This is a genomic window from Rhodopila sp. (assembly GCF_965277165.1).
Lineage (GTDB): Bacteria > Pseudomonadota > Alphaproteobacteria > Acetobacterales > Acetobacteraceae > Rhodopila.
Map to the genome: position 1 here is coordinate 1,758,306 of NZ_CBDICE010000005.1, position 21,707 is coordinate 1,780,012.

Annotated in this window: 21 protein-coding genes; 8 read left to right on the forward strand and 13 right to left on the reverse strand. The window is 67.3% G+C overall.

Features of this window, described 5'->3' with window-relative positions; all coding sequences use genetic code 11:
- Window positions 1–71 precede the first annotated feature (71 nt).
- The 4 genes from ACQY4Y_RS08820 to ACQY4Y_RS08835 all read right to left on the reverse strand — a co-directional run bounded on the left by ACQY4Y_RS08820 (window position 72) and on the right by ACQY4Y_RS08835 (window position 2,311).
- On the reverse strand, window positions 72–824 hold the full coding sequence (locus tag ACQY4Y_RS08820; RefSeq protein WP_428490765.1) for a TlyA family RNA methyltransferase: 753 nt from the start codon (window positions 822–824) through the stop codon (window positions 72–74).
- A complete protein-coding gene (gene xseB, locus ACQY4Y_RS08825) occupies window positions 821–1,030 on the reverse strand; it encodes an exodeoxyribonuclease VII small subunit (protein ID WP_428490766.1) in 210 nt (69 codons plus the stop codon). The genes ACQY4Y_RS08820 and xseB overlap by 4 nt, the downstream gene beginning before the upstream one ends.
- 95 nt (window positions 1,031–1,125) lie before the next feature.
- The gene (locus ACQY4Y_RS08830) at window positions 1,126–2,058 is read right to left on the reverse strand and encodes a histone deacetylase family protein (RefSeq protein WP_428490175.1); all 933 of its coding nucleotides are present in this window, start codon (window positions 2,056–2,058) and stop codon (window positions 1,126–1,128) included.
- A gap of 1 nt (window position 2,059) precedes the next feature.
- Window positions 2,060–2,311 (reverse strand): sulfurtransferase TusA family protein, encoded by a 252-nt coding sequence (locus ACQY4Y_RS08835; RefSeq protein ID WP_428490176.1) that lies wholly within the window; start codon window positions 2,309–2,311, stop codon window positions 2,060–2,062.
- Window positions 2,312–2,449: 138 nt separating this feature from the next.
- Here ACQY4Y_RS08835 and ACQY4Y_RS08840 point away from each other — a divergent pair, with 138 nt between their 5' ends.
- The 4 genes from ACQY4Y_RS08840 (at window position 2,450) to ACQY4Y_RS08855 (ending at window position 6,605) form a co-directional block, all read left to right on the forward strand.
- Complete coding sequence (locus tag ACQY4Y_RS08840; RefSeq protein ID WP_428490177.1) at window positions 2,450–3,349, forward strand: ROK family protein; 900 nt, start codon at window positions 2,450–2,452, stop codon at window positions 3,347–3,349.
- A gap of 1 nt (window position 3,350) precedes the next feature.
- On the forward strand, window positions 3,351–4,619 hold the full coding sequence (locus tag ACQY4Y_RS08845; protein ID WP_428490178.1) for a DNA polymerase IV: 1,269 nt from the start codon (window positions 3,351–3,353) through the stop codon (window positions 4,617–4,619).
- 588 nt (window positions 4,620–5,207) lie between these two features.
- On the forward strand, window positions 5,208–5,618 hold the full coding sequence (locus ACQY4Y_RS08850; protein ID WP_428490179.1) for a MarR family transcriptional regulator: 411 nt from the start codon (window positions 5,208–5,210) through the stop codon (window positions 5,616–5,618).
- 663 nt (window positions 5,619–6,281) lie between these two features.
- On the forward strand, window positions 6,282–6,605 hold the full coding sequence (locus tag ACQY4Y_RS08855) for an NIPSNAP family protein (RefSeq protein ID WP_428490180.1): 324 nt from the start codon (window positions 6,282–6,284) through the stop codon (window positions 6,603–6,605).
- A 21-nt stretch (window positions 6,606–6,626) separates the two neighbouring features.
- Here the strand turns inward: ACQY4Y_RS08855 and ACQY4Y_RS08860 are convergent, their stop codons facing one another.
- The 8 genes from ACQY4Y_RS08860 to ACQY4Y_RS08895 all read right to left on the reverse strand — a co-directional run bounded on the left by ACQY4Y_RS08860 (window position 6,627) and on the right by ACQY4Y_RS08895 (window position 15,403).
- On the reverse strand, window positions 6,627–7,289 hold the full coding sequence (locus tag ACQY4Y_RS08860; protein WP_428490181.1) for a YggS family pyridoxal phosphate-dependent enzyme: 663 nt from the start codon (window positions 7,287–7,289) through the stop codon (window positions 6,627–6,629).
- Window positions 7,282–7,725, reverse strand: coding sequence for a DUF6165 family protein (locus tag ACQY4Y_RS08865; RefSeq protein WP_428490182.1), 444 nt, complete (start codon window positions 7,723–7,725; stop codon window positions 7,282–7,284). The genes ACQY4Y_RS08860 and ACQY4Y_RS08865 overlap by 8 nt, the downstream gene beginning before the upstream one ends.
- Entirely contained in the window at window positions 7,722–9,299 is a 1,578-nt protein-coding gene (locus ACQY4Y_RS08870; RefSeq protein WP_428490183.1) for a tetratricopeptide repeat protein, read from the reverse strand. Before ACQY4Y_RS08870 ends, ACQY4Y_RS08865 begins: the two co-directional genes overlap by 4 nt.
- 742 nt (window positions 9,300–10,041) lie before the next feature.
- Window positions 10,042–11,943: a ribonucleoside-diphosphate reductase subunit alpha gene (locus tag ACQY4Y_RS08875; protein ID WP_428490184.1), complete on the reverse strand. Its 1,902-nt coding sequence runs from the start codon at window positions 11,941–11,943 to the stop codon at window positions 10,042–10,044.
- A 407-nt stretch (window positions 11,944–12,350) separates the two neighbouring features.
- Window positions 12,351–13,031, reverse strand: a complete 681-nt coding sequence (locus ACQY4Y_RS08880) for a nitroreductase (protein WP_428490185.1) — start codon at window positions 13,029–13,031, stop codon at window positions 12,351–12,353.
- A 57-nt stretch (window positions 13,032–13,088) separates the two neighbouring features.
- Window positions 13,089–13,661, reverse strand: a complete 573-nt coding sequence (locus ACQY4Y_RS08885; RefSeq protein WP_428490186.1) for a DUF1801 domain-containing protein — start codon at window positions 13,659–13,661, stop codon at window positions 13,089–13,091.
- Window positions 13,658–14,293 carry a class I SAM-dependent methyltransferase gene (locus tag ACQY4Y_RS08890; protein WP_428490187.1) on the reverse strand — a complete coding sequence of 212 codons (636 nt, stop codon included), beginning with the start codon at window positions 14,291–14,293 and terminating at the stop codon, window positions 13,658–13,660. Before ACQY4Y_RS08890 ends, ACQY4Y_RS08885 begins: the two co-directional genes overlap by 4 nt.
- A 69-nt stretch (window positions 14,294–14,362) precedes the next feature.
- On the reverse strand, window positions 14,363–15,403 hold the full coding sequence (locus tag ACQY4Y_RS08895; protein ID WP_428490188.1) for an alpha/beta fold hydrolase: 1,041 nt from the start codon (window positions 15,401–15,403) through the stop codon (window positions 14,363–14,365).
- Window positions 15,404–15,533: 130 nt separating this feature from the next.
- Here ACQY4Y_RS08895 and ACQY4Y_RS08900 point away from each other — a divergent pair, with 130 nt between their 5' ends.
- The 3 genes from ACQY4Y_RS08900 to ACQY4Y_RS08910 all read left to right on the forward strand — a co-directional run bounded on the left by ACQY4Y_RS08900 (window position 15,534) and on the right by ACQY4Y_RS08910 (window position 18,956).
- Window positions 15,534–16,235 (forward strand): M48 family metallopeptidase, encoded by a 702-nt coding sequence (locus ACQY4Y_RS08900; RefSeq protein WP_428490189.1) that lies wholly within the window; start codon window positions 15,534–15,536, stop codon window positions 16,233–16,235.
- Between the two features lie 177 nt (window positions 16,236–16,412).
- Window positions 16,413–18,509, forward strand: a complete 2,097-nt coding sequence (locus tag ACQY4Y_RS08905) for a molybdopterin oxidoreductase family protein (protein WP_428490190.1) — start codon at window positions 16,413–16,415, stop codon at window positions 18,507–18,509.
- A 165-nt stretch (window positions 18,510–18,674) separates the two neighbouring features.
- Window positions 18,675–18,956 (forward strand): DUF427 domain-containing protein, encoded by a 282-nt coding sequence (locus ACQY4Y_RS08910; RefSeq protein WP_428490191.1) that lies wholly within the window; start codon window positions 18,675–18,677, stop codon window positions 18,954–18,956.
- A 175-nt stretch (window positions 18,957–19,131) separates the two neighbouring features.
- On the opposite strand, the gene ACQY4Y_RS08915 is transcribed toward ACQY4Y_RS08910, so the two are convergent.
- Window positions 19,132–21,021: a chloride channel protein gene (locus ACQY4Y_RS08915; protein WP_428490192.1), complete on the reverse strand. Its 1,890-nt coding sequence runs from the start codon at window positions 21,019–21,021 to the stop codon at window positions 19,132–19,134.
- A 239-nt stretch (window positions 21,022–21,260) separates the two neighbouring features.
- On the opposite strand from ACQY4Y_RS08915, the gene ACQY4Y_RS08920 reads away from it, so the two are divergent.
- Window positions 21,261–21,653, forward strand: coding sequence for an ester cyclase (locus ACQY4Y_RS08920; RefSeq protein WP_428490193.1), 393 nt, complete (start codon window positions 21,261–21,263; stop codon window positions 21,651–21,653).
- Window positions 21,654–21,707: the final 54 nt, after the last annotated feature.

Consider the following 21,707-nt stretch of genomic DNA (forward strand, 5'->3'; position numbering starts at 1 on the left):
TCACGGAAGACAGCGCAGCGCCAGGATTGACCGCCAACAGGAGGCTTTGGGACGACGACCCAAGGGGCGCGCTACCCCGACCCAACGACACCGAACCGAGCCCCCAGCAGGAATTCCTTGTTGCCCTCCGGTCCGGTGATCGGACTCTCGACGATCCCGGCGACCGACCAACCCGCCAGCCCGGACCACCATCGCAGCAGGCGCTCGCAGACCGCCCGATGCACCACCGGGTCGCGCACCACACCCTTGCCGCCAACGGATGCGGCGCCAGCCTCGAATTGCGGCTTGATCAGCACGATCGCCCAGGCACCGTCCGCGCACAGACCCAACGGGGCCGGCAGCAGCGTGGCGAGGCCGATGAAACTGGCATCGCACACCAGCGCCCCGATCGGGTCGGCCACTGCCGAACGGTCCAGATACCGGGCGTTGGTCTTCTCGTGCACCACCACCCGATCATCGCCGCGCAACTTCCAGGCAAGCTGCCCATGGCCGACATCGACCGCGTGCACTCGGGCCGCCCCGTTCGCCAGCAGAACGTCGGTGAACCCCCCGGTCGAGGCGCCGATGTCGAGGCAGGTCCGCCCCGCCGGCGAGAACCCGAAATGGGCCAGCCCGTGCGCCAGTTTCAGCCCGCCGCGCGACACCCAGGGATGATCCTGCCCGCGCACCCGCAGCGGATCGTGTTCGCCCAGCAGGTCACCGGCCTTGCCGACCCGCTGCTCGCCGCGAAACACCTTGCCGGCCAGGATCAGCGCCTGCGCGCGGGTGCGACTCTCCGCCAGGCCGCGCAGCACCAGCAACTGATCGGCGCGCTGCTTCACTATTCCAGCGGCCGGGTCCCCAGCGATCCGTCCGACCGCTGCACCAGCGCCTCCACCCTGGCCTCGACCTCGGCCAGCTTGGCCTCGCAATGCCGGCGCAGCCTGACGCCGCGCTCGAACGCCTGCACCGCGGCCTCCAGCTTCAGGCTGCCGCCCTCCAGGCCGCGCACGATCTGGTCGAGCTCGGCCAGTGCATCCTCAAACGACAACTGGCTGACATCGTCTTGCGGCCTGTTCGGCCCGCCTTCCGGAGCATGATCCCGGCCGGACGGAACGTTCGAGGCGCGTGCGTCATGCGACAAAGCTAGATCCTCATCAGGCCCCGGACATGCACCCTGACCGAGGCAGCCAACGCACCCAGGTCATAGCCGCCTTCCAGCACCGAGACCAGACGTCCGCCGCAATGCTTGTCGGCCACGCCCACCAGTTGTTCGGTGATCCAGGCGAAGTCGGCGGTCTCCAGCCGCAGCTCCGCCAGCGGGTCGGCGACATGGGCGTCAAACCCGGCGGAGATGATCAACAGACCCGGCGCGAACGCGTCCAGCGCCGGCAGGATGACGTTCGACCAGGCGGCCCGGAACGCCGCACTGCCGTCGCGCGGCCGCAGCGGGGCATTGACGATGTTGTCGGCGACACCGTGCTCCCACGCCTCGCCGGTGCCCGGATAGCAGGGACTTTGATGCGAGGATGCATAGAACAGCTCGGGATCGGCGGCGAACATCGCCTGCGTGCCGTTGCCGTGGTGGACGTCGAAATCGACCACGGCGACGCGGCGCACGCCCCAGCGGGCGCGGGCGTGCAGCGCCGCAACCGCCACGCTGTTGAACAGGCAGAAGCCCATAGGACGAGCCGGTTCGGCGTGGTGGCCAGGCGGCCGGACTGCTGCGAACGCGGCACGCGCCCAACCTTCCATGACCGCATCGACCGCCATGCAGGCGGCGCCGGCGGCGCGCGAGGCGGCCTCGGCGCTGCCGCTGCTCATCAGCGTGTCGGCGTCGAGCCGCACGGTTTCGCCAGCGTCGGGACGGATCGACAGGATAGTGTCGACATAGTTCGCCGGATGCGCCCGCGCGAGCTGCTCGACCGTGGCCAGCGGCGCCGATTCGCGCAGCAGTTCGGCGAATTCCGGCGCCTCCAGCGCAGCCAGAACCGCGCGCAAGCGGTCCGCGGTTTCCGGATGGTACGGCCCGGTGTCATGCTCCAGGCAGGCTTGGTGGGTGATCAGCGCGGTGGTCACGTCAGCCGGCCTTCTGTTCGGGATCGTCCGCACGGCGGCGAATCACGAAGCTGAATACGCCGGCTTCCTCGCTCCAGGCCAGCAAAGGGTGACCGGTTTCGCGGCAGAATGCATGGAAATCGCCGACCGCGGCGCGATCGGTCGCCAGCACCCGCAGCCGCTGTCCCGCCGCCATCGCGCGCAGCGCTCGGTTGGCCTTCAGCACCGGCAGCGGACAGTTCATGCCTTTGACGTCGAGCAAGGTCTCGTTCATGGCGGCAACATGCGCACGACCCGGTCATTGGGCAAGTCGGGCGGTTGGACAAGCCGGGCCATGTGGCGAGCCGGGCCATTTGGCAAGCCGGGCTTGAGTTGGCCCGACCGCCGGCGCCATGATGGTGCGACGGAGCCCATGACCCATCATCGCATCGGCATCGACCTGGGCGGCAGCAAGATCGAGATCGCGGTGCTGGCACCCGATGGCGGCGAGGCATGGCGCCAGCGCGCGGCCACCCCGTCCGGCTACCAGGACACCGTGGCGACGATCGCCGAGCTGGTGCGCGGCTGCGAATCCCGCCTGGGCACCAGCGGCAGTGTCGGGATCGGCATCCCCGGCGTGATCAGCCCGGCCACCGGCCTGGTCAAGAACGCCAACTCGATCGCGCTGAACGGCCACCGCTTCGACCACGACGTCAGCCAGGCGCTGGGCCGCGAGGTCCGGGTCGAGAACGACGCCAACTGCTTCGCCCTGAGCGAGGCGGCCGATGGCGCCGGCGCCGGGTTCGGCGTGGTGTTCGGGGTGATCCTGGGCACCGGCTGCGGTGGCGGCATCGTGGTGGATGGCCGGCTGCAGCCGGGCCCGCACCGGGTCGCCGGCGAGTGGGGCCACACCCCGCTGCCCTGGCCGCGCGGACCGGAAGTGCCCGGCAACCTGTGCTGGTGCGGCAAATATGGCTGCCTGGAAACCTATGTCGCCGGCCCCGCTTTGGCGCGCGACTGCGACGGACCCGGCGCGCACGACGCTAGCCCGCTGCCCGACCGCGCCGCCGCCGGCGAGCCGCAGGCCACCGCGGCGATCGCACGTCACGCCGACCGTCTGGCGCGCGGACTGGCGGTGGTGATCAACTTGCTGGACCCCGACGTCATCGTGTTGGGCGGCGGACTGTCCAACATGGACCATCTCTACGCTGAATTGCCCCGGCTGATCCCCGGGCATGCGTTCAGCGACGTGATCGCCACGCCGATCCTGCGCAACCGGCACGGCGATTCCTCGGGCGTGCGCGGCGCCGCCCGGCTGTGGCCGGTGGCCTGAGATGACCGATCCGGTGGTGGCGACGATGTGCCGGGATTGCACTTTTGTCGCCGAGGCGATGGCGTCGCGCTGCCCGCGCTGCGGCGGCGCCCGGCTGGCGCGCCACCGTTCGCTGCTGCGCCTGGGCATCGCTCATGTCGATTGTGACGCGTTCTACGCCAGCGTCGAAAAGCGCGACCGCCCGGAACTGCGCTCGCGCCCGGTGATCGTCGGCGGCGGCACCAGGGGTGTGGTCACCGCGGCCTGCTACGTCGCGCGCATCCACGGCGTGCGCAGTGCCATGCCGATGTTCAAGGCGCTCAAGGCCTGCCCCGACGCGGTCGTCATCAAGCCCAACTTCGAAAAATACACCGCCGCCTCGCGCCAGGTGCGCGCGCTGATGAACGAATTGACACCGCTGGTGCAGCCGCTGTCGATCGATGAGGCGGTGCTCGACCTGGCCGGCACCGAGGCGCTGCACGGCGCCCCCCCGGCGGTGGTGCTGGCGCGCTTCGCCGAGGCGGTGGAGCGCCAGGTCGGCGTCACCGTCTCGATCGGTCTGGCGGCCAACCGGCTGATGGCCAAGATCGCCGCCGGTCGCGGCAAGCCGCGCGGCTTCACCGTGATCGACGCCGAGGAGGCCGTCGCCCTGCTGGCCCCGGAACCGGTTCGCCTGCTGCCCGGGGTCGGCGCGGCGCTGGCGCGGCGACTGGAAATCCTGGGCATCACCCGGCTTGGCCAGTTGCAGGCGCTGGCCGACCGCGACGCGCGCAGCCGGCTTGGCGACGACGGGCCTGCCTGGGTGCGTCGCGCCCGCGGCGAGGACGCCCGCATCGTCGATCCGTCGCGCGAGGCCAAATCGATCAGCGCCGAGAGCACGTTCGATGCCGACCTGTCGGCCGTCGCCGATCTGGAACGCCCGCTCTGGCGGCTGTGCGAGAAGTTGGCGCGGCGTCTGAAGCAGCAGGGACTGGCCGCTGGCGGCGTGGTGCTGAAACTGAAGACCACCGATTTCGCCTCGCGCACCCGATCGGGCCGGCTGTCCGGCCCGACGGTGCTGCCGGACCGGTTGTTCGACCTGGCGCGTTCGCTGCTGGTGAAGGAAGCGACCGGGCCGGCGTTTCGCCTGATCGGCATCGGCGCCCATCCGCTGGTCGACGGATCGGGCGCCGATCTTGGCGATCTGGCCGACATCGTCACGCCGCGGCGGGCGGCGGCGCAGGCGGCGATCGACGCGCTGCGCGGCCGGTTCGGCGAGGCCGCGATCGGCCGTGGCCGTTCGCTGCGCTAAGTAACCGTTCCGGATTCCGTAGCGGGCCGAGCGAAACGATCGGCTGAGGACCGGGACCCGTCGCTGTTCGGCAATCTCGTTCGCCAGAGCCGGGCTCAGAAACCGCGACAACCTCTTAGTCCGTGTTTTAATTGATAAATTACCCTTCATTCGCGGGATACGTATTAGCAATAGTAACGACTTTATGGCGCAATCGTTCGACCGATCGCTGCCGGCGCGCGGATCAGGACCAGCGTTTTGCACCGGCCGCCCAAGATCGCGGCAGCATGGCGGGGATCGGTCCCGGATTCCTTGGTCCGCGAACAAAATGGATGCAGTAGCAGTAACCGGCGTGCTCGGCTGGATCGAGCGGCGCGGTCTGGCGAACCCCGACCGGTGCGGCGCAAGAGCCAGTGGCCGGAGGACTTAATGCATCGACGCACTATATCAATCGAGGGTATTATTGCGGAACTACAATTTAATCACCGGAACAAATACGTTTGGTACACCGCTTCGTTACGCGACAGGATTTCGGCCGCATGACAACTATCGACTGGCGGCCGTCGCCTGATCCGGGACGACCGCCGTTGACATGAAAGGTGTAGGGGTATGATCACAAACGAGGTCAGCGACGGTCTGGCCGGCATCCTGCGAACCGCGATCGTGGAACTGGTCCGCCGTGACGGTCCCGATCTGTCGGCTCGCCAACTTGGCGTGTTCCTGACTTGCTATCTGGAAACCGAGGCACAGACCGTGCGCGGCCTGGCGGCGAAACTGGGTGTGTCGAAACCGGCGATCACCCGGGCGCTGGACCGGCTGTCGGAGTTCGACCTGGTGCGCCGCAAGACCGATCCGCTGGATCGCCGCAGTGTCCTGGTGCAACGCACCGCGACCGGGATGGCGTTCTTGCGGGAGATGCGGACAATTCTTCGCGATGCCGCCTCGACACTGCGGATCACCGCCGAACCGGCCCAGGCCCGCGGACGCACCGGCAGCGAACCGGTCAGAGCCGCGCACTAAGCACCGGGCCGCACGTTCGCGGCCCGGCCGTAGCCAGGTGCTGGGCCCCCGGGTAGTGGGCCCCAAATCGTGGGCCCCATCACTGGCCGGCCTCTAAGTCGCTCGGAAATATTGACCCTGGGGCGTTTCGTTTCTCCGGGGTGTTTTGGCGTGCGATCGAGACGACCCAGATGTAGTATTATCGGTAGCGAAACGATTACTACCGAGATCGAATCTCCGGCGAGGCTCTTCCAGGGCCTCTGAATGAATGCGCGCCCGGCGAATCGCGTCGCTGGCATGGGCCTGAGTGCCGCCGGCGGATGGCGGTCGCCCGATCCTGGCGGGCGCTCGATTCCAGCGGGCGCTAATCTGAGCGGGGGCCCGATCCCGGCGGGCCGCGGCAGCTCCGGCAACCCGGTTCACCTGCGCCTTGGTCCGGAACCCCAACAACCGGAACCCCGACAACCGGAACCCCGACAGCCGGAACCTCGAAAGCCGGAACCTGGACAGCCGGAACCTGGACAGCCGGAACCTGGACAGCCGGTCGGCGGAGCGCTTGGATACACCGCTCCGGCCATCCGTGAAGGCTCGCCGGCTGCCAGACGCCACGCAATCCCGCGTCTCCTGCGGCTCGTCTAGTCCGCGCCGCATCCATCAGCCACATCCATCAGGGGGACACCAAAGATGCTCGTCGATCACCGCACCTATACCGTCAGGCCCGGCACCATGACCCGGCAGATGGCGCTGTACCAGGAATACGGTCTGACCCCGCAGAAGCGCCATCTCGGAGAGCCGCTGGCCTACCTGATTACTGAATCCGGGGAGGTCAACAGCTTCGTCCATATCTGGGTTTACCAAGACGCCGCCGATCGCGCCGCCAGGCGGGCGGCGATGAGCGCGGACCCGGAATGGCAGGGTTATTTGCGGAAAACCGCCGAGGCCGGCTATTTGGTCGGCCAAAGAAACAACCTGATGATCCCGGCGGAATTCGCCCCGATCAACCGATAGGACGCCCGGCCGGTCCGGCCGTCAGCGCGATCCGAAGATCGCGCTGCCCACCCTGACCCAGGTGGCGCCGCAGGCGATGGCGGCCTCGAAATCGGCAGACATGCCCATCGAGACCGTCGCCAGACCATGCCGCGCCGCTCGGTCGGCCAGCCAGGTGAAATGCGGCCGCGGGTCCTGGCCTTGCGGTGGAACGCACATCAACCCTTTCAGTGCGTTTCCGAAACGCCCTTTGCAGTCGGCGATGAAGCCATCGGCATCATCGCGCGCGATGCCCGATTTCTGCGGCTCCGACCCGGTGTTGACCTCGATCAGCAGCTCAGGCGTGCGGCCTTCCCCGGCGATCGCCGTGGCAATCGCGTCCGCCAGCCGGGGGCGATCCAGCGCTTCGATCACGTCGGCGATGCGCACCGCATCGCGCGCCTTGTTGGTCTGCAGGCCGCCGATCAGGTGCAGGCTCAGCGTATGCGCGGCGCGCAGCGGCGGGAACTTGGCGGCGGCTTCCTGCACGCGGTTCTCACCGAACACCGCCTGGCCGGCGGCGAGGGCGGCGGCAACCGAACCGATCGGCTTGGTCTTCGACACCGCCACCAGGGTGATGGCCTCGGGCTGGCGGCCGGCCGCGATCGCGGCGCCGGCAATGCGGTCCTGGACACGGCGGAGGTTGTCGGTGATCGAATCAGTCATGGGGTGTCTTCCGCGGTTCGGCCGGGATCGCGCCGGCCAGGGTCGCGCCGGTCGGGCGTTGATACGCCGAATACTGCTTCTGTTCCACCAGCGCCGAACCCAGCCGCCGGTTCAGCGCCTGCTTGATCCGCCCGCGCTCGTCGTTCTCGCGATACACCGCCCTGGCCAGCGCAACGAATTCGGGTCCGAAGTCAGCGGCGGCGTCCCTGGCCCTGATCAGATCCTCGATCCGCCACAGCCGCAGGTTTACCGCATCGAGCCCGGCAATCAGCTCCGCGACCCTCGCCGGCGCGGCCGCGGCCCGGCGTAGCAGGTCCAGTTCCCGCGCCGCGTCGGCACGGGCGGCAGGCCCGTCCAGCCGGCGCGTCTTGATCCGAAGGATGGCGATCTTGTCGAGCAACTCACCCCACGACACCGGTATGTGGGGGATCGTCATGGCGGATCGCCAACCCAACCGGCGAGCGCGGCGCCAGCCGACGCGCCGGCCAGCGCCTCGGCTATCGCTGCGAACACCGAGCCCCAGTCGCCATCGCGGCTCTGGCGGAACAGCCGCATCGTCGGATACCAGGGACTGTCGGTGCGATCCAGCATCCAGCGCCAGTCCGGCACCCGCCGCAGCGCTACCCAGACCGGGCGGCCGAGTGCGCCGGCCAGATGCGCGATCGCGGTGTCGGAGGTGATGACCAGGTCCAGCGCCGCCATCACCGCCGCGGTGTCGAGAAACCCATCCGGCCCGTCATCCAGACCATCCAACGTCCGCAGCACAAAGCCGGCCGTCGCCACCTGGTCCTCGCCGTCGCCCTTTTGCAGGCTGATCAGGCGCACGCCACGGACCTCAGCCAGGCGTCGGAACAGCGTCAGCGGGAACGACCGGCCGCGGTCTTCAAGCCGGCCGCGAAAGCCCTGCCAGTTGATGCCGACGCGGAAACCGTCGCCGCCGATCCGCTTGGCCCAGGCAGCGACTCGGTCGGGTTCGGCGAACAGATAGGGCGGGTCGGCGGGCACCAGGTCGGTGCGCGCCGGCAGGCTCATCAGCGGCGCCACGGTATCGGTCAGCAGCGGTGCCGCGTCGGCGGCGACCATCGGCGGCATTGCCTGGTTGCCGGACAGCAGGCGGATCAGCCGCGCCGGCGCCTCGAAGCGGACCGGACCGCCGATCCTCGGGCCGCGCAGCGCCGGCAGATAGCGGGCGAACTGGATGACGTCTCCGAGGCCCTGTTCGGTATGGATCAGCAGGCTGCGTCCGCCCAGCGGTTCGCCCTGCCATTGCGGCTGGGTGAACGGGCGCGAGGGGGTGGCGCCGGCACGGAAGCGATGCTCCCAGCCGGGCCAGGCTTCGGCGGGACGGCCCAGCAGCAGCATCAGCAGCGACCAGTTGTAGAGCAGCGCGGCGTCGGCTGGGGCGATCCGCAAGGCTTGGCGCAGGGTCGCCTCGGCCTCGGCGAAGGCGCCGCGTTCCTTCTGCACGCTGGACAGGTTGACCAGCGCCTCGGGCTCCGGCGGGGCCTGGCGCAATTCTGCTTCCGCCTCGGCCAGCCGGCTCGCCTGGCGCAGGGCCATGCCTAGGTTGTTGCGGATGTCGGGTAGCTCGGGTTGCAGCCCGAGCGCGGTGCGGTAGGCGGCGATGGCGGGTTCCGGCTGGCCGGCGTCGCTGAGCGCGTGACCCAGAACCTGGTGCGCCGGGGCGCTGCGTGGACGCGCGCGCAGCACGAGGCGTGCGGTCTCGGCGGCCTGTTCCGGCCGGCGCAGTGCCAGCAGCGCGTGGGCCCGGGTGAACTGGAAGTCGGCGGCGGGCTTCTGTGCGATCGCCTCGGTGACCATGCGGTTGGCGAATTCGGCGTTGCCGCACTGCAGGGCCAGCGCGCCGATCGCGTGCAGCGCCTCGGCGTGTCGGGGCATCGCGAGAAGCACCTGGCGGTAGGTGTTCTCGGCTTCTGCCAGGCGGCCGGCACGGTGTAGGTGCTGGCCTTGGCGGAACAGTGCCTCGATCTGTTGCGACCGCTTGCTCATGCGGGCGGGATTAGCGCCGGGTGGGCGGGGGGCGCAATGACCGCACCGCTCGGCTGCTGATGAACCTGGTCCTTATCCGGGGCGGTTACCCGCCAGTCGCTGTGCGACCTCAGGCCAGGGCCGATCTTGCGTTCAATGTAATCACATATGCGCGGCGGTATATTCGTCAAACATTTGCCCACTTTCTCAAGCTCGCCACGAGCCTTCGTCTCACGCGGAGGTAACGTGCCAAGCGAAGTCGAAAACCTACCGCTATCTCCCTCAATGATGTTACCACTAATCGTCGCTTGTACCTAGAAGCGGAATAAACTGAGGTGTCTTGATCCAAACGTAAACGCCATTTTCATAAAATTCGTCGTTACTTCGCTTCAGATACTCGAATGAGCTTACACCGGCCGATAAAGGAGAAATCCAATATTTACCTGACAGATTACGATGCAGGCATGCCCACTCCCGATTGAATGTGGGGCAATTATCAATAAAACATCGAATCGAATATTCAAGGTACGTTACAGAACTCGTGTAGACGGCGGCGGTCGGCGCTCCGTGTCCGAGTATCGCGCTCGCTCGTTGTCGCCTAAACACGCAACAATGCCGAGTATCGCAAGTTTAAAGACAAACTCCCCCAACAGCATCAAATCACTAAACAAGGCAGTATCAGACTCGCTGCGGCTCGCCTCGATTCTTTCCAACAGCTTTCACGAGCGGTTTAAAAGCCAAGTATCATCTGCTCGCATTCCCCCTACTGACAAGCCAGACACTCCTCATAATCCGTCGCATTCCCCCCCGCCATCGCCACCAGCGGCAAGCTCCCCTGCTCGTCGTTCGCCGGCAAGCTGGCCCCCAGCATCAGCCCAGTGAACGCCGCCGGCGCCACGCCCCGGTCGCTGACGGTATCGGCGCGCGCGATCGACAGGCTGCGGCAGTAGTACAGCGACTTTACCCCCCGCTTCCACGCCATGAAATGGATCTGGTGCAGATCCCGCTTATGCACATTGGCCGGCAGGAACACATTCACCGACTGGCTCTGGCAGATGAACCCCGCGCGATCCGCCGCATGCTCCACCACCCAGCGCTGATCCAGTTCGAATGCCGTCTTGTAGACCGCCTTCTCCTGCTCGCTCAGGAACGCCAGATGCTGCACGCTGCCCTTGGTCGTGGTGATCGAGGACCATACCTCTTCCGTATCGAACCCCTTCTCCGCCAGCAGCTTCTGCAGATGGCGGTTGCGCACCGAGAAACTCCCCGACAGCGTCTTCTGCAGGAACACGTTCGCCGCGATCGGCTCGATCCCCGGCGAGGAATTCCCCGCAATGATCGAGATCGAGGCCGTCGGCGCCACCGACATCTTGTGCGAGAATCGCTCCTTTACCCCATACTCCGCCGCATCCGGACATGCCCCGCGCTCGCCGGCCAACTTGACCGAGGCGGCATCCGCCTGGGCGCGGATATGGCGGAACATCTTCTTGTTCCACACCTTCGCCACCACGCTCTCCCAGGGCACGTTAAGCGCCTGCAGAAACGAGTGGAACCCCATCACCCCAAGCCCGACCGAACGCTCCCGCATCGCCGCGTAGCGCGCCTTTTCCATGCCCGCTGGCGCGCGATCGATGAAGTCCTGCAGCACGTTGTCGAGGAACCGCATGATGTCCTCGATGAACGTCGGATGGCCCTCCCACTCCGACCAGTTCTCCAGGTTGAGGCTGCACAGGCAGCACACCGCGGTGCGCTGCACGCCATGCTGGTCCTCGCCCGTAGGCAGGGTGATCTCGCTGCACAGGTTGGACGTCCTCACCTCCAGCCCGGCTAGTTTGTGGTGTTCGGGCCGGGCGTTGTTCACATGATCGGAGAACACCAGATACGGCTCCCCGGTCTCGATCCGCGCGGTCAGGATCCGCACCCACAGCGCGCGGGCCGAGATCGAGCGCACCACCGACTTGTCCTTCGGCGACAGCAGCGACCAGGGCTCGTCGTTCTCCACCGCGCGCATGAACGCATCGGGGATCTGGATGCCATGGTGCAGGTTCAGCGCCTTGCGGTTCGGATCGCCCCCGGTGGGGCGGCGGATCTCGATGAATTCCTCGATCTCGGGATGCCACACCGGCAGGTAAACCGCCGCCGATCCGCGCCGCAGCGACCCTTGCGAAATCGCCAGCGTCAAACTGTCCATCACCCGGATGAACGGGATCACCCCCGAGGTCTTGCCGACCGCGCCGACCTTTTCCCCGATCGAGCGCAGATTGCCCCAGTACGACCCGATCCCGCCGCCCTTCGACGCCAGCCAGACATTCTCGTTCCACAGCCCCAGGATGCCGTCCAGGCTGTCGCTCGCCTCGTTCAGGAAGCACGAGATCGGCAGTCCGCGATTGGTGCCGCCGTTCGACAGGATCGGCGTCGAGGGCATGAACCACAGCTTGCTCATGTAGTCGTACAGCCGCTGTGCGTGGGCGTGGTTGTCGCCATACTGCGAGGCGACGCGGGCAAACAGGTCCTGAAATTCCTCTCCCGGCATCAGATAGCGGTCGGTCAGCGTGGCGCGGCCGAAATCGGTCAACAACGCGTCGCGCGCCCGCTCGACCCGAACCTGATAACGACCTGGCATCTGAACGGCATCGAGCACGGCGGTCTCTCCTGGCAACGTCATGTCGCGAATGACCTTTCTCCTCCAGGCGGTTGGATTCGCTGCAAACTATATATGGGCGAACCAGGCAGATTGACCACTATATAGAGCGTTTGTGGCCCCATTACCACGACTCGATGCCGCAAAAACGGACGCTGCCCCAGGCGGGTGAACGGCGCTCACGACGCAAGACAGTTGCCGCATCAGAAGCACGCGCGTTCACGTCATGTTCCAGAAACCGAGGGGTCAGGTCAATCTAAATCGGAGCCAACCCTCACGCCCGACCGACCCTCACGCCCGACCGACCCTGGCGCCCGACCGACCCTGGCGCCCAACCGACCCCGGCGCGACCAGCCCTCGCGCGACCGGCCCTCCCGGCCGACCGAGGGTGTGACCCCAGCGCTTCGAAGCGCGGCCGGCTCGACATCCGGCTATTCGTCGAACCCGGCGAACCGCATGAACGACCGTGCCGGCGCCCGAGCCGTAATCAGGCCGTTCTCTGGCCCGTCCGGGTCGGCGAACCCCAAGGCCATGCCACAGACCACGGTTTCCTCCTCGCCCAGTCCGAGCACCGAACGAATCACACTGTGGTATTGCGTCCAGGCGGCCTGCGGACAGGTATCCAGGCCGCGGCCACGTGCGGCAGTCATGACGTTCTGCAGGAACATGCCGTAGTCCAGCCACGACCCGGTCGCCAGCCGGCGGTCGATGGTGAAGATCATCCCGACCGGCGCATCGAAGAACTGGAAGTTGCGGCGATGCTGCGCCTTCATCTTCGCCGCCTCGCCCTTGGCGATGCCCAGCAGCCCATAAAGGTCCCAGCCCACCGCCCGGCGACGCGACAGATAGGGCTCGAAGAAGCTGTCGGGGTAGTACTGGACCTCCTGGCGGTGACCCGCTTCGCCGCCATCGTAAGCCGCCTGCACCGCCGCGATCAGCGCATCCCTGACGCCTCCCGCCAGCACATACCCGCGCCACGGCTGCATGTTGGTGCCGCTCGGGGCGCGCGCGGCGGCATCCAGGATCGCCTCCACCGTCGCCGCCGGCACCGCGGTCGACAGGAACCGCCGGACCGACCGGCGGGAGGTGATCGCGTCGTCAACTTTGTTCATATCGCAAGCTTTCAGTTGGGCGAAGCCATGCCGGCGCCCATTGGTGGCTGTCGGTCATCATCGGGCGGAAGACCCGTTCAGCGCCGCGGCAGCGCGCATCAGCGCCTTGAAGGCATCCCCATCGATCTCTTCGCCCTCATGCAAATCAATCGCGCGCCGGGTGTTGCCTTCAAGGCTGGCGTTGAACAAGCCCGAGGGGTCCTCGAGCGCCGCTCCCCTGGCGAAAGTCAGCTTCACGACGCTCTTGTACGTCTCGCCCGTACAGAGGATGCCGTTGTGAGACCACACCGGAACGCCTCTCCACTTCCACTCCTCGACCACCTCGGGGTCCGCCTGCTTGATCAGGGCGCGGACACGGGACAGCGTCTGGCCTCTCCAGTTGTCCAGTTCCTTGATCTTGGCGTCGATCAGCCGAGACGGCGACAGGCCCGTGGCCATTGCGCTTTTCCCCATTTTGTTCGCAGCTCCTCTCTCGGTTTTTCGATCCCGCGACGGCCCCGCGACGATCGGCCCCGCGACGATCGGCCCCGCGACGATCGGCCCCGCGACGACCCGCCCCGCGACGATCGGCCCCGCGACGACCCGCCCCGCGACGATCGGCCCCGCGACGATCGGCCCCGCCGCACTCATTCCGCCTTGTCCAGGGCAAGCCACGTCCACCGCACGCCAGTGGCTCGATTCCCCGGCTGCACCGAACCGGCTTCGCACCGCCGCGTCAGCCGAAACCCTGCTTGACGCGCCCACTCGATGGTTTGCTCCGCCACCACGGGAAACACGCCACGGCCCACCACGCCCGGACCATGACGCAGCGACAGGATCAAGCGGCCTCCCGTCGTCGTCACGCGGGCAAGGTTGCGGATGGCGACAGCGCGGTCGCCGTCAGCCAGGTGGTGCCAGACCGCGCAGAGGGTCACCAGGTCAAACTGGCCCCATGCCTGGACCCGCGCCAGCGCCGGAAGGCTATCGTCCAGCCACTCGATGTTGGGCGAGCCATGCAGCGCCGCGCCGGCCTTGCGAAACTCATCGACCGGCTCGACTGCCAGGACCGTATGCCCACGTCGAGCAAACCATGCCGCGTCCCGGCCCGTTCCCGCTCCGATATCGGCGACACGAACCGGCCGTTTGGGCAGCAGCTCGGAAACCGGCGCGTAGATCTCCGCCGGCGACAGCGCATCAAACCGAGCGATCAGCTCAGCATTCGCCGCGGCCGCGTATCCTTCCAGACTATCGCCCATCTCGCCACCGCTGAACGTCGGCTTCACGAACTTGCCCGCTCAATCAAGAACCAGCACGCTTCGCTGATCCGGCTGATTGGGTCGCATTTAGCTATCTCAAGATCCGCCTGTTGCCTCCAGCCTGGCCACGAACGCGCGCAACGCCGGTGCCCATTTGCCCCCGTCCGCGCCCGAAGCCAAATGCCCGTGCTCGCTATCGATCTCGAAATAATCCGCCTCCACCCCGGCTCCGTGCAGACCCGCCATCACCCCCGGCGCCAGGCTGGGCGGAAACAGCGCATCGGTGCGCGACAGCACATACAGCACCGGCACCTTGATGCGGTGGAAGTCCTTCGCGACGTCGTAACGACCCATCGCGTCCCCCAGGATGAACAGCGAGTTCGCATCGAACCCATCGGCCCATTCCGAGGCGATCCGTCGCAACTCTGCATCGCGCGCCGCCGGGTCGGGAAACTGCCCCGCCAGGCTGTCGGCCAGCCCATAGCGCGCCAGCGTGTCCACCCGCAGCGCGGTCAGCGTGCCGTGCACGCCGCCCCGGTCGTAGTAATCGCCACCGTTCCAGTTCGGGTCCTTGTCGAACCATTGCAGCAGCCCCTCCACCCGGTCCGATGCCGGCGGCAACGGCGACGTCACCACCGGCGCCACCCCGTCCATGAAATCGGGAAACGTCACCGCCCACTGGAACGCCTGGAACCCGCCATAGGACGGCCCGACCACCAGCCGCAGATGCTCGACCCCCAGATGCTCCAACAGCCGTTTCTGCGCAGTTACGATATCCACAACCGATAGCTTCGGAAACCGAGACCCGTACGGCTTGCCCGACCGCGGATCGATCGAGGCCGCGTTGGTCGACCCAAAGCTCGACCCCAGCATATTGCTGCACACCACGAAGTAGCGCTCGGTGTCGATCGGCGCGCCGGGCCCGACCAGCGTGCTCCACGCGCCCTCCGACGATCCCGCACCCGGCTCGATCATCCGCGGCCCGCTGGTGTAGCCGTGGGTGACCAGGATCGCATTGCGCCGATCCGGCGCCAGCCGGCCGCGGGTGACATAGGCCAGCGTCACCTCGGGCAGGCTGCCGCCGCCGCTCAGGGCAAAGTCGGTGAATGTGAAACTGGCATGTTCGGCATCGGACATGGCGGCTCTCCGGGTCTGCTCCCGATCAGGTTGCCATCGACCGCCCGGGCAGGCGAATCAGCCCCCCGATTCACCGCCATGCCGCTGCCGCCCATTGACGAATCGGCCGGACTCCTGCGCATTCACCGCCATGGACGATCTCCAGCCTGAGATACTCGCGCTGCCGTCCGGGCCGGCTCGGGTCGAATGGCGCCGCAGCCTCCGGGCGCGCCGGGTGTCGCTGCGGATCGACCCGACCGGGGGCGCCGTCGTCGTCACCTTGCCGAGGCGAGCCAGCCGCAAGGCCGGCATGGCGCTGCTGATGGGGCACGCCGATTGGGTCTCCGACCGGCTCGCCGCGTTGCCCGCTCCGGTCGTCTTCGGTGATGGCGCGCTGGTGCCGATCTGCGGCGTGCCGCACCGCATCCGCCACGATCCGGCGGCGCGCGGCGGCGCGTTCCTGCTGGATTGCGAGTTGCACGTCGCCGGCGCCGCCGAATTCCTGCCCCGCCGGGTGCGCGATTTCCTCCGCCAGGAGGCCCGCAGCCGGCTCGGCGCACTGACCCTGGCCAAGGCCGGGCTGATCGGTGTCATGCCGAAGCGCATCACCATGAAGGACACCACCAGCCGATGGGGCAGCTGCGCCCCGGACCGCGCCCTGGCGTTGAGCTGGCGGCTGGTGATGGCACCGGGCTTCGTTCAGGACTACGTCGTGGCGCACGAGGTCGCGCACCTGCGCCACATGAACCACGGCGCCAAGTTCTGGGAACTGGTCGATGAACTGACGCCGCACACCCGGACCGCGATCCCCTGGCTGCGCACCGAAGGCCCCGGACTGCTGCGCGTCGGCTGACCGGAGCGCGATAGCGGCTTCGGCGGACCGTTCGTCGTCCGAGGGACGCGCTGGGCGAGACGTCCGAAGGACGCGTTGTTCGCGAGACGCGTGAATCGCGCCCGCATCCGAGAAGCGTGACACCAGCCGCGATACCGGTTGTTCCAGTACCGCCGAAGATGCTCTACCGTGGCCGCCATGAGCAGCGCCATCAAAGCCTCGGCCATCAAAGCCTCGGTGTGCCCGCATGACTGCCCCTCGACCTGCGCCCTTGCGGTGGAGGTGATCGACGGTCGCCAAATCGGTTCAGTGCGCGGCGCCGAGGACAACGACTACACCGCCGGCGTGATCTGCGCCAAGGTTTCCCGCTATCGTGAGCGCATCCATCACCCCGACAGGCTGACCCAGCCATTGCTGCGCACCGGCCCGAAAGGCGCGGGACAGTTCCGCCCGATCGCCTGGGATGAAGCGCTCGACCGCATCGCCGAACGGTTCGCTGCCGATACGGCGAAATGGGGCGCCGAAGCGGTCTGGCCGTTCTACTACGCCGGCACCATGGGCCTGGTGCAGCGCGACGGGATCAACCGGCTGCGCCACGTGATGCGCTACTCGCGGCAGAAATTGACCATCTGCACCTCGCTGCCCGATATCGGCTGGCGTGCCGGCGTCGGCGCCACCCGCGGCGTCGATGCCCGCGAAATCGCCAGCTCCGACCTGATCGTGGTGTGGGGCGGCAATCCGGTCGCCACCCAGGTCAACGTCATGACGCACGTGGCGCGCGCGCGCAAGGAACGCGGCGCCAAGCTGGTGGTGATCGATCCCTACCGCACGCCGACCGCCGCTGCCGCCGACCTGCACCTGGCCCCGCGCCCGGGCACCGATGCCGCGCTGGCCTGCGCGGTGATGCACGTCGCGTTCCGCGATGGCTGGGCGGATCGTGACTACATGCGCGACTACGCCGATTGCCCCGACACGCTGGAGACGCATCTGCGCGACCGCGGACCGGCCTGGGCCGAAGCCATCACCGGCCTGCCGGCAAGCCAGATCGAGGCGTTCGCAACTTTGTATGGACAGACCAGGCGCAGCTACATCCGCTGCGGCTACGGCTTCGCGCGCAGCCGCAATGGCGCAGCGGCGATGCACGCGGTCAGTTGCCTGCCGACGGTCACCGGGGCCTGGCAGCACGAAGGCGGCGGCGCACTGTGGTCGAACCGCAGCATGTACCACTGGGACAAGACGCTGATCGAGGGGCTGGACGCACTCGATCCCTCGACCCGGGTGCTGGACATGAGCCGGATCGGCAGCGTGCTGACCGGCGATCGTTCCGAACTCGGCTCCGGGCCCGCCGTGCATTCGATGCTGATCCAGAACCAGAACCCGCTGACCGTGTGCCCCGACAGCAACCGGGTGCGCCGCGGCTTCGGGCGCGATGACCTGTTTGTCGCCACCCACGAACAGTTCCTGACCGAAACCGCGCGCTGGTCCGACATCGTGCTGCCGGCGACGATGTTCATGGAGCACGACGACATCTATCAGGCCGGCGGCCACAGCCATATCCAGATCGGCGCCAAGCTGATCGAACCGCCCGGTGAGTGCCGGTCGAACCACGAGGTGCTGCAGGGCCTGGCATCGCGCCTCGGCGCCGACCATCGCGGCTTCGCAATGACAGCGATGGAACTGATCGACGCCACCCTCGCCGCGTCGGGCTATCCCGACGCCGAGACCGTGCGGCGGCTGCGCTGGATCGACGAGATGCCGCCGTTCCGCACCGCGCATTTCCTCGATGGCTTTCCCACCCCGGACCGGCGGTTCCATTTCGCTCCCGATTGGAAAACGCTGGGTGATCGGCACGCCGTGATGCCGGCGCTGCCCGATCAGCTCGACAACACCGAGACCGCCGGCGCCGATGCCCCGTTCCGCCTGGTGACCGCGCCGGCGCGCAGCTTCCTGAATACCACGTTCAGCGAAATGAACTCGGGGCGCAAGCGCGAGGGCCGGCCCACCGTGCTGATGCACGCCGAAGACGCCAGGCGCCTCGGGCTGGTCGACGGTTCGAAGGTGCGGCTGGGCAACATCCGTGGCGAGGTCATCCTGCACGCCAGGATCGCCGACGGTCAGCAGCAGGGCGTGCTGGTCGCGGAAAGCATCTGGCCGAGCGAATGTTTCGAAGGCGGTATAGGGATCAATGCGCTGACCAGTGACGACCCCGGTCCGCCGTGGGGCGGCGCGGTGTTCCACGATACCGCCGTCTGGATGCGCGCCGAGGTGTCCGAGATCGCCCTGGCGGCGGACTGAACCCAGCGGAGGAAACCCGTCGAACGAAACCCGTCGAACGAAACCCGGCGGATGGAACGCGGCCGGGCTGGGTCCAGCTGCTTAAAGAAGGTTTTAGCCCGGAGGCTCCCTGGCGCAACCCCGTCCGCGTCCCTATCTGCATCCGCACATCAGGAGGTCGAACCTATGCAAGCTACCCTCAGCGGACACGTCATCGCCGACAGCAGCGACATCGTCGAGAGCGGCGGCTACGCCTACTTCCCGGCCGGCGCGACGCGGCTTGAATGGCTCGCCAAGGCGCCGAAGACCGCGTCCGACCTGGAATGCCCGCACGGCGTGCAGTTCTACGACGCCACCATCGACGGCCAGCGCCACGAACGCGCCGCCTGGTCGTATGAGCGTCCGCAGCCGAAGATGCAGGCGGTCGGCGGCCGCTTCGGGTTCTGGAAGGACGTCAAGGTCGCCTGATCCGGCGCCATATCTTCGACGTTGCTGGCGCGGCGTCGGACCGGCGCTGGCAACATCGGCGGCTGCAGGCTGCCCAAAACCGGGCTGCCCAGGACCGGGCTGCCCAGGACCGGGCTGCCCAGAACCGGGCTGCCCAGGACCGGGCTGCCCAGGACCGGGCTGCCCAGAACACTGATCACCCGGGATAAATCTGCACGCTGCGGGCGACCGTGTCGGCGACATGTTCCTTGGTCACCACGCCGACCACCCGTTCGGTGCCGCCGTCGCGGCTGACCACGATCGCCATCGAGGCGTTCTGGTTCCACATCGTGGTGATCACGTCGAATGCGACCTCGGTCTCCCGTACGACGGTGAACCGCGGCTGCACCAGATCACCCAGCGACACCTCGCTGGCGGCGACGCCCAGGGTGCGGCGAAGGTCGGTGTTGACCCGGATTCCACCGATCACCTGGTTGTCCCTGGTCACCACCACATGACGCAACCCACCGCCCTCGGCCGACAGTTCCAGGAACCGCGAGAACGGCGTCGCCTGGTCCAGCACCAGCACATCGCGCTCCATGATGTCGGCCGCGCCCCGCACCAGGAACATGTTGGCGTGCAACGCCTTGGGGATCGGATGGCCGCGGCGGACCAGCTTCAAGGTGTAGATGTTCTCGTTCGACAGCATGCGCCGGATCCCGAGGCCCAGCGCGACCGCCAGGATCATCGGCAGCACGATCTGGTAGTCCAGCGTCATCTCGAAGATCATTGTCACCGCGGTCATCGCCGCGCCGGTGCCGGCGCCGACCATCGCGCCCATGCCGACCATGGCGAATGCCGGCACGCTGATCGGCACCCCCGGCATCACGATCTGCACCAGGGAGGCAAATGCCGCGCCGAACGCCGCGCCCATGAACAATGATGGTGAGAAGATGCCGCCCGACGACCCCGATCCCAGGCTGATCGAGGTCGCCAGCAGCTTGCAGACGAACAGCAGCAGCAAAAAGCCGGCGCCGCCAATTTGCCCACCGCCGATCGGCCCGACGCCGATCTGGTTATGCAGCATGGCCTGGATCGAGGAATAGCCGACGCCCTCGATGTAATAGTGGCCGGCCTTCGACCACAGCACATACATCAGGATACCGACCAGCAGCATGCCGAGGATGTGGCGAAAGTAGGATCCCGGAACCAGGTCGAAGCCATCCTCGATCCAGTGCAGACCGCGAATGAAGCCGGCCGCGGCGATCCCGGTCAGCGCGCCCAGCACCCCGTACAGCAGCAGCAAGGTCAAGGCGGAGCCGACGTCGTTGGGGATCGCGATCAGGTTGTGCGGCACGTTGAACGCCGGCTGGTCGCCGAAGAACAGCCGGCCGACGAACGTCGCGGTGCCGGTCGCCACCGCCACCGGCAGGAAGGTGTTGACGCTGATCTCCGGCAGCATCAGTTCGGTGGCGAACAACACCCCCCCGATCGGTGTGTTGAAGGTCGCGGCGATTCCGGCTCCGGCGCCAGCGGCGACCAGGGTGATGCGCTGACCGGCCTGCATGCGTAAGATCTGGCCCAGCGTGGACCCCAGCGCCGACCCGATCTGGATGATCGGACCCTCGCGCCCGACCGCGGCGCCGGTGCCGATGGCGAGCGCCGAGGCGATCGATTTCACCACCGCCACCACCGGGCGGATGATGCCCTGCTGGTAGTAGATCGCATCCATCACCTCGGGCACGCCGTGGCCCTTCGCCTCGGGGGCGAAGTTCGACACGATCCAGGTGACGCCGATGCCGCCGATCACCGGCACCAGGATGATCGCCGCGCCCCACGGATTGAACGGGGTGAAAAGACTGGAATCGTAGACGAAGGAGAACTGACCCAGGAAGAATACGTTGTGCACCAGCCCGATCAGGTCGCGGAACACCACGGCACCGATGCCGGTGACGATGCCGACGATCAGCGCCAGCAGCGACAGCACCAGCAGGCGCATCCGCCGAGCCGACTGTTCCGGCGCCTCGGTGGGGCCCTGCGGGGCTCGGGTGGCGGTGGCAACCCTCGGCCTGGCGTCGGGTTCCGCGGAAGCTGCATCAACCGCCATTCCGTCCCCTTTTGGTTGGCTGCGTCAGATAGTCTCGCGGCGCTGCTCCGCACCCGCCCGGTCGCGCGAACATTTCCCGAGGGTATCCCCTTTGGGGCACCCCCGGGCAAACCCCCTAGGCGCGAATTCAGGGAAACGCCGGCCCCATTCATGGCCAACGTGACCCGCCGCCCTGTTTCGTTGGTCGTGATGTTCTGTGACATCCTCGGACGCGGATGTCTATCCAAGGAGAGTTCCCGGTGCCCGCTGCGTCTCTTGCCGATCTCTATCGTGCCTACATCGATTGTCTGAATCGGCAGGATTGGACCCAGCTTGGCAGCTACGTAGACGACGAGGTCGAGCACAATGGCCGACCGCTCAGGCTGTCTGGCTACCGAGACATGCTCGTGAAGGATTTCGATGACATCCCGGACCTCCGCTTCGACATCCAGCTCCTGGTGTGCGACCCCTCGCGTGTTGCAGCCCGCCTCGGCTTTAAATGCTCTCCGAAGGCGGAGTTCCTTGGCATGAGCATCAACGGTCGCACGGTCTCGTTCACGGAAAACGTCTTCTACGAGTTCAGCGGCCGAAAGATCGCATCGGTCTGGTCGGTTATCGAAAAGGCTGCGATCGAGGCTCAGCTTGTGCGATGATGCGCAGCGTCCGCTCTCTGGCCGCTCAGCGCGGCGCTTGCCAATGCCAGCGGC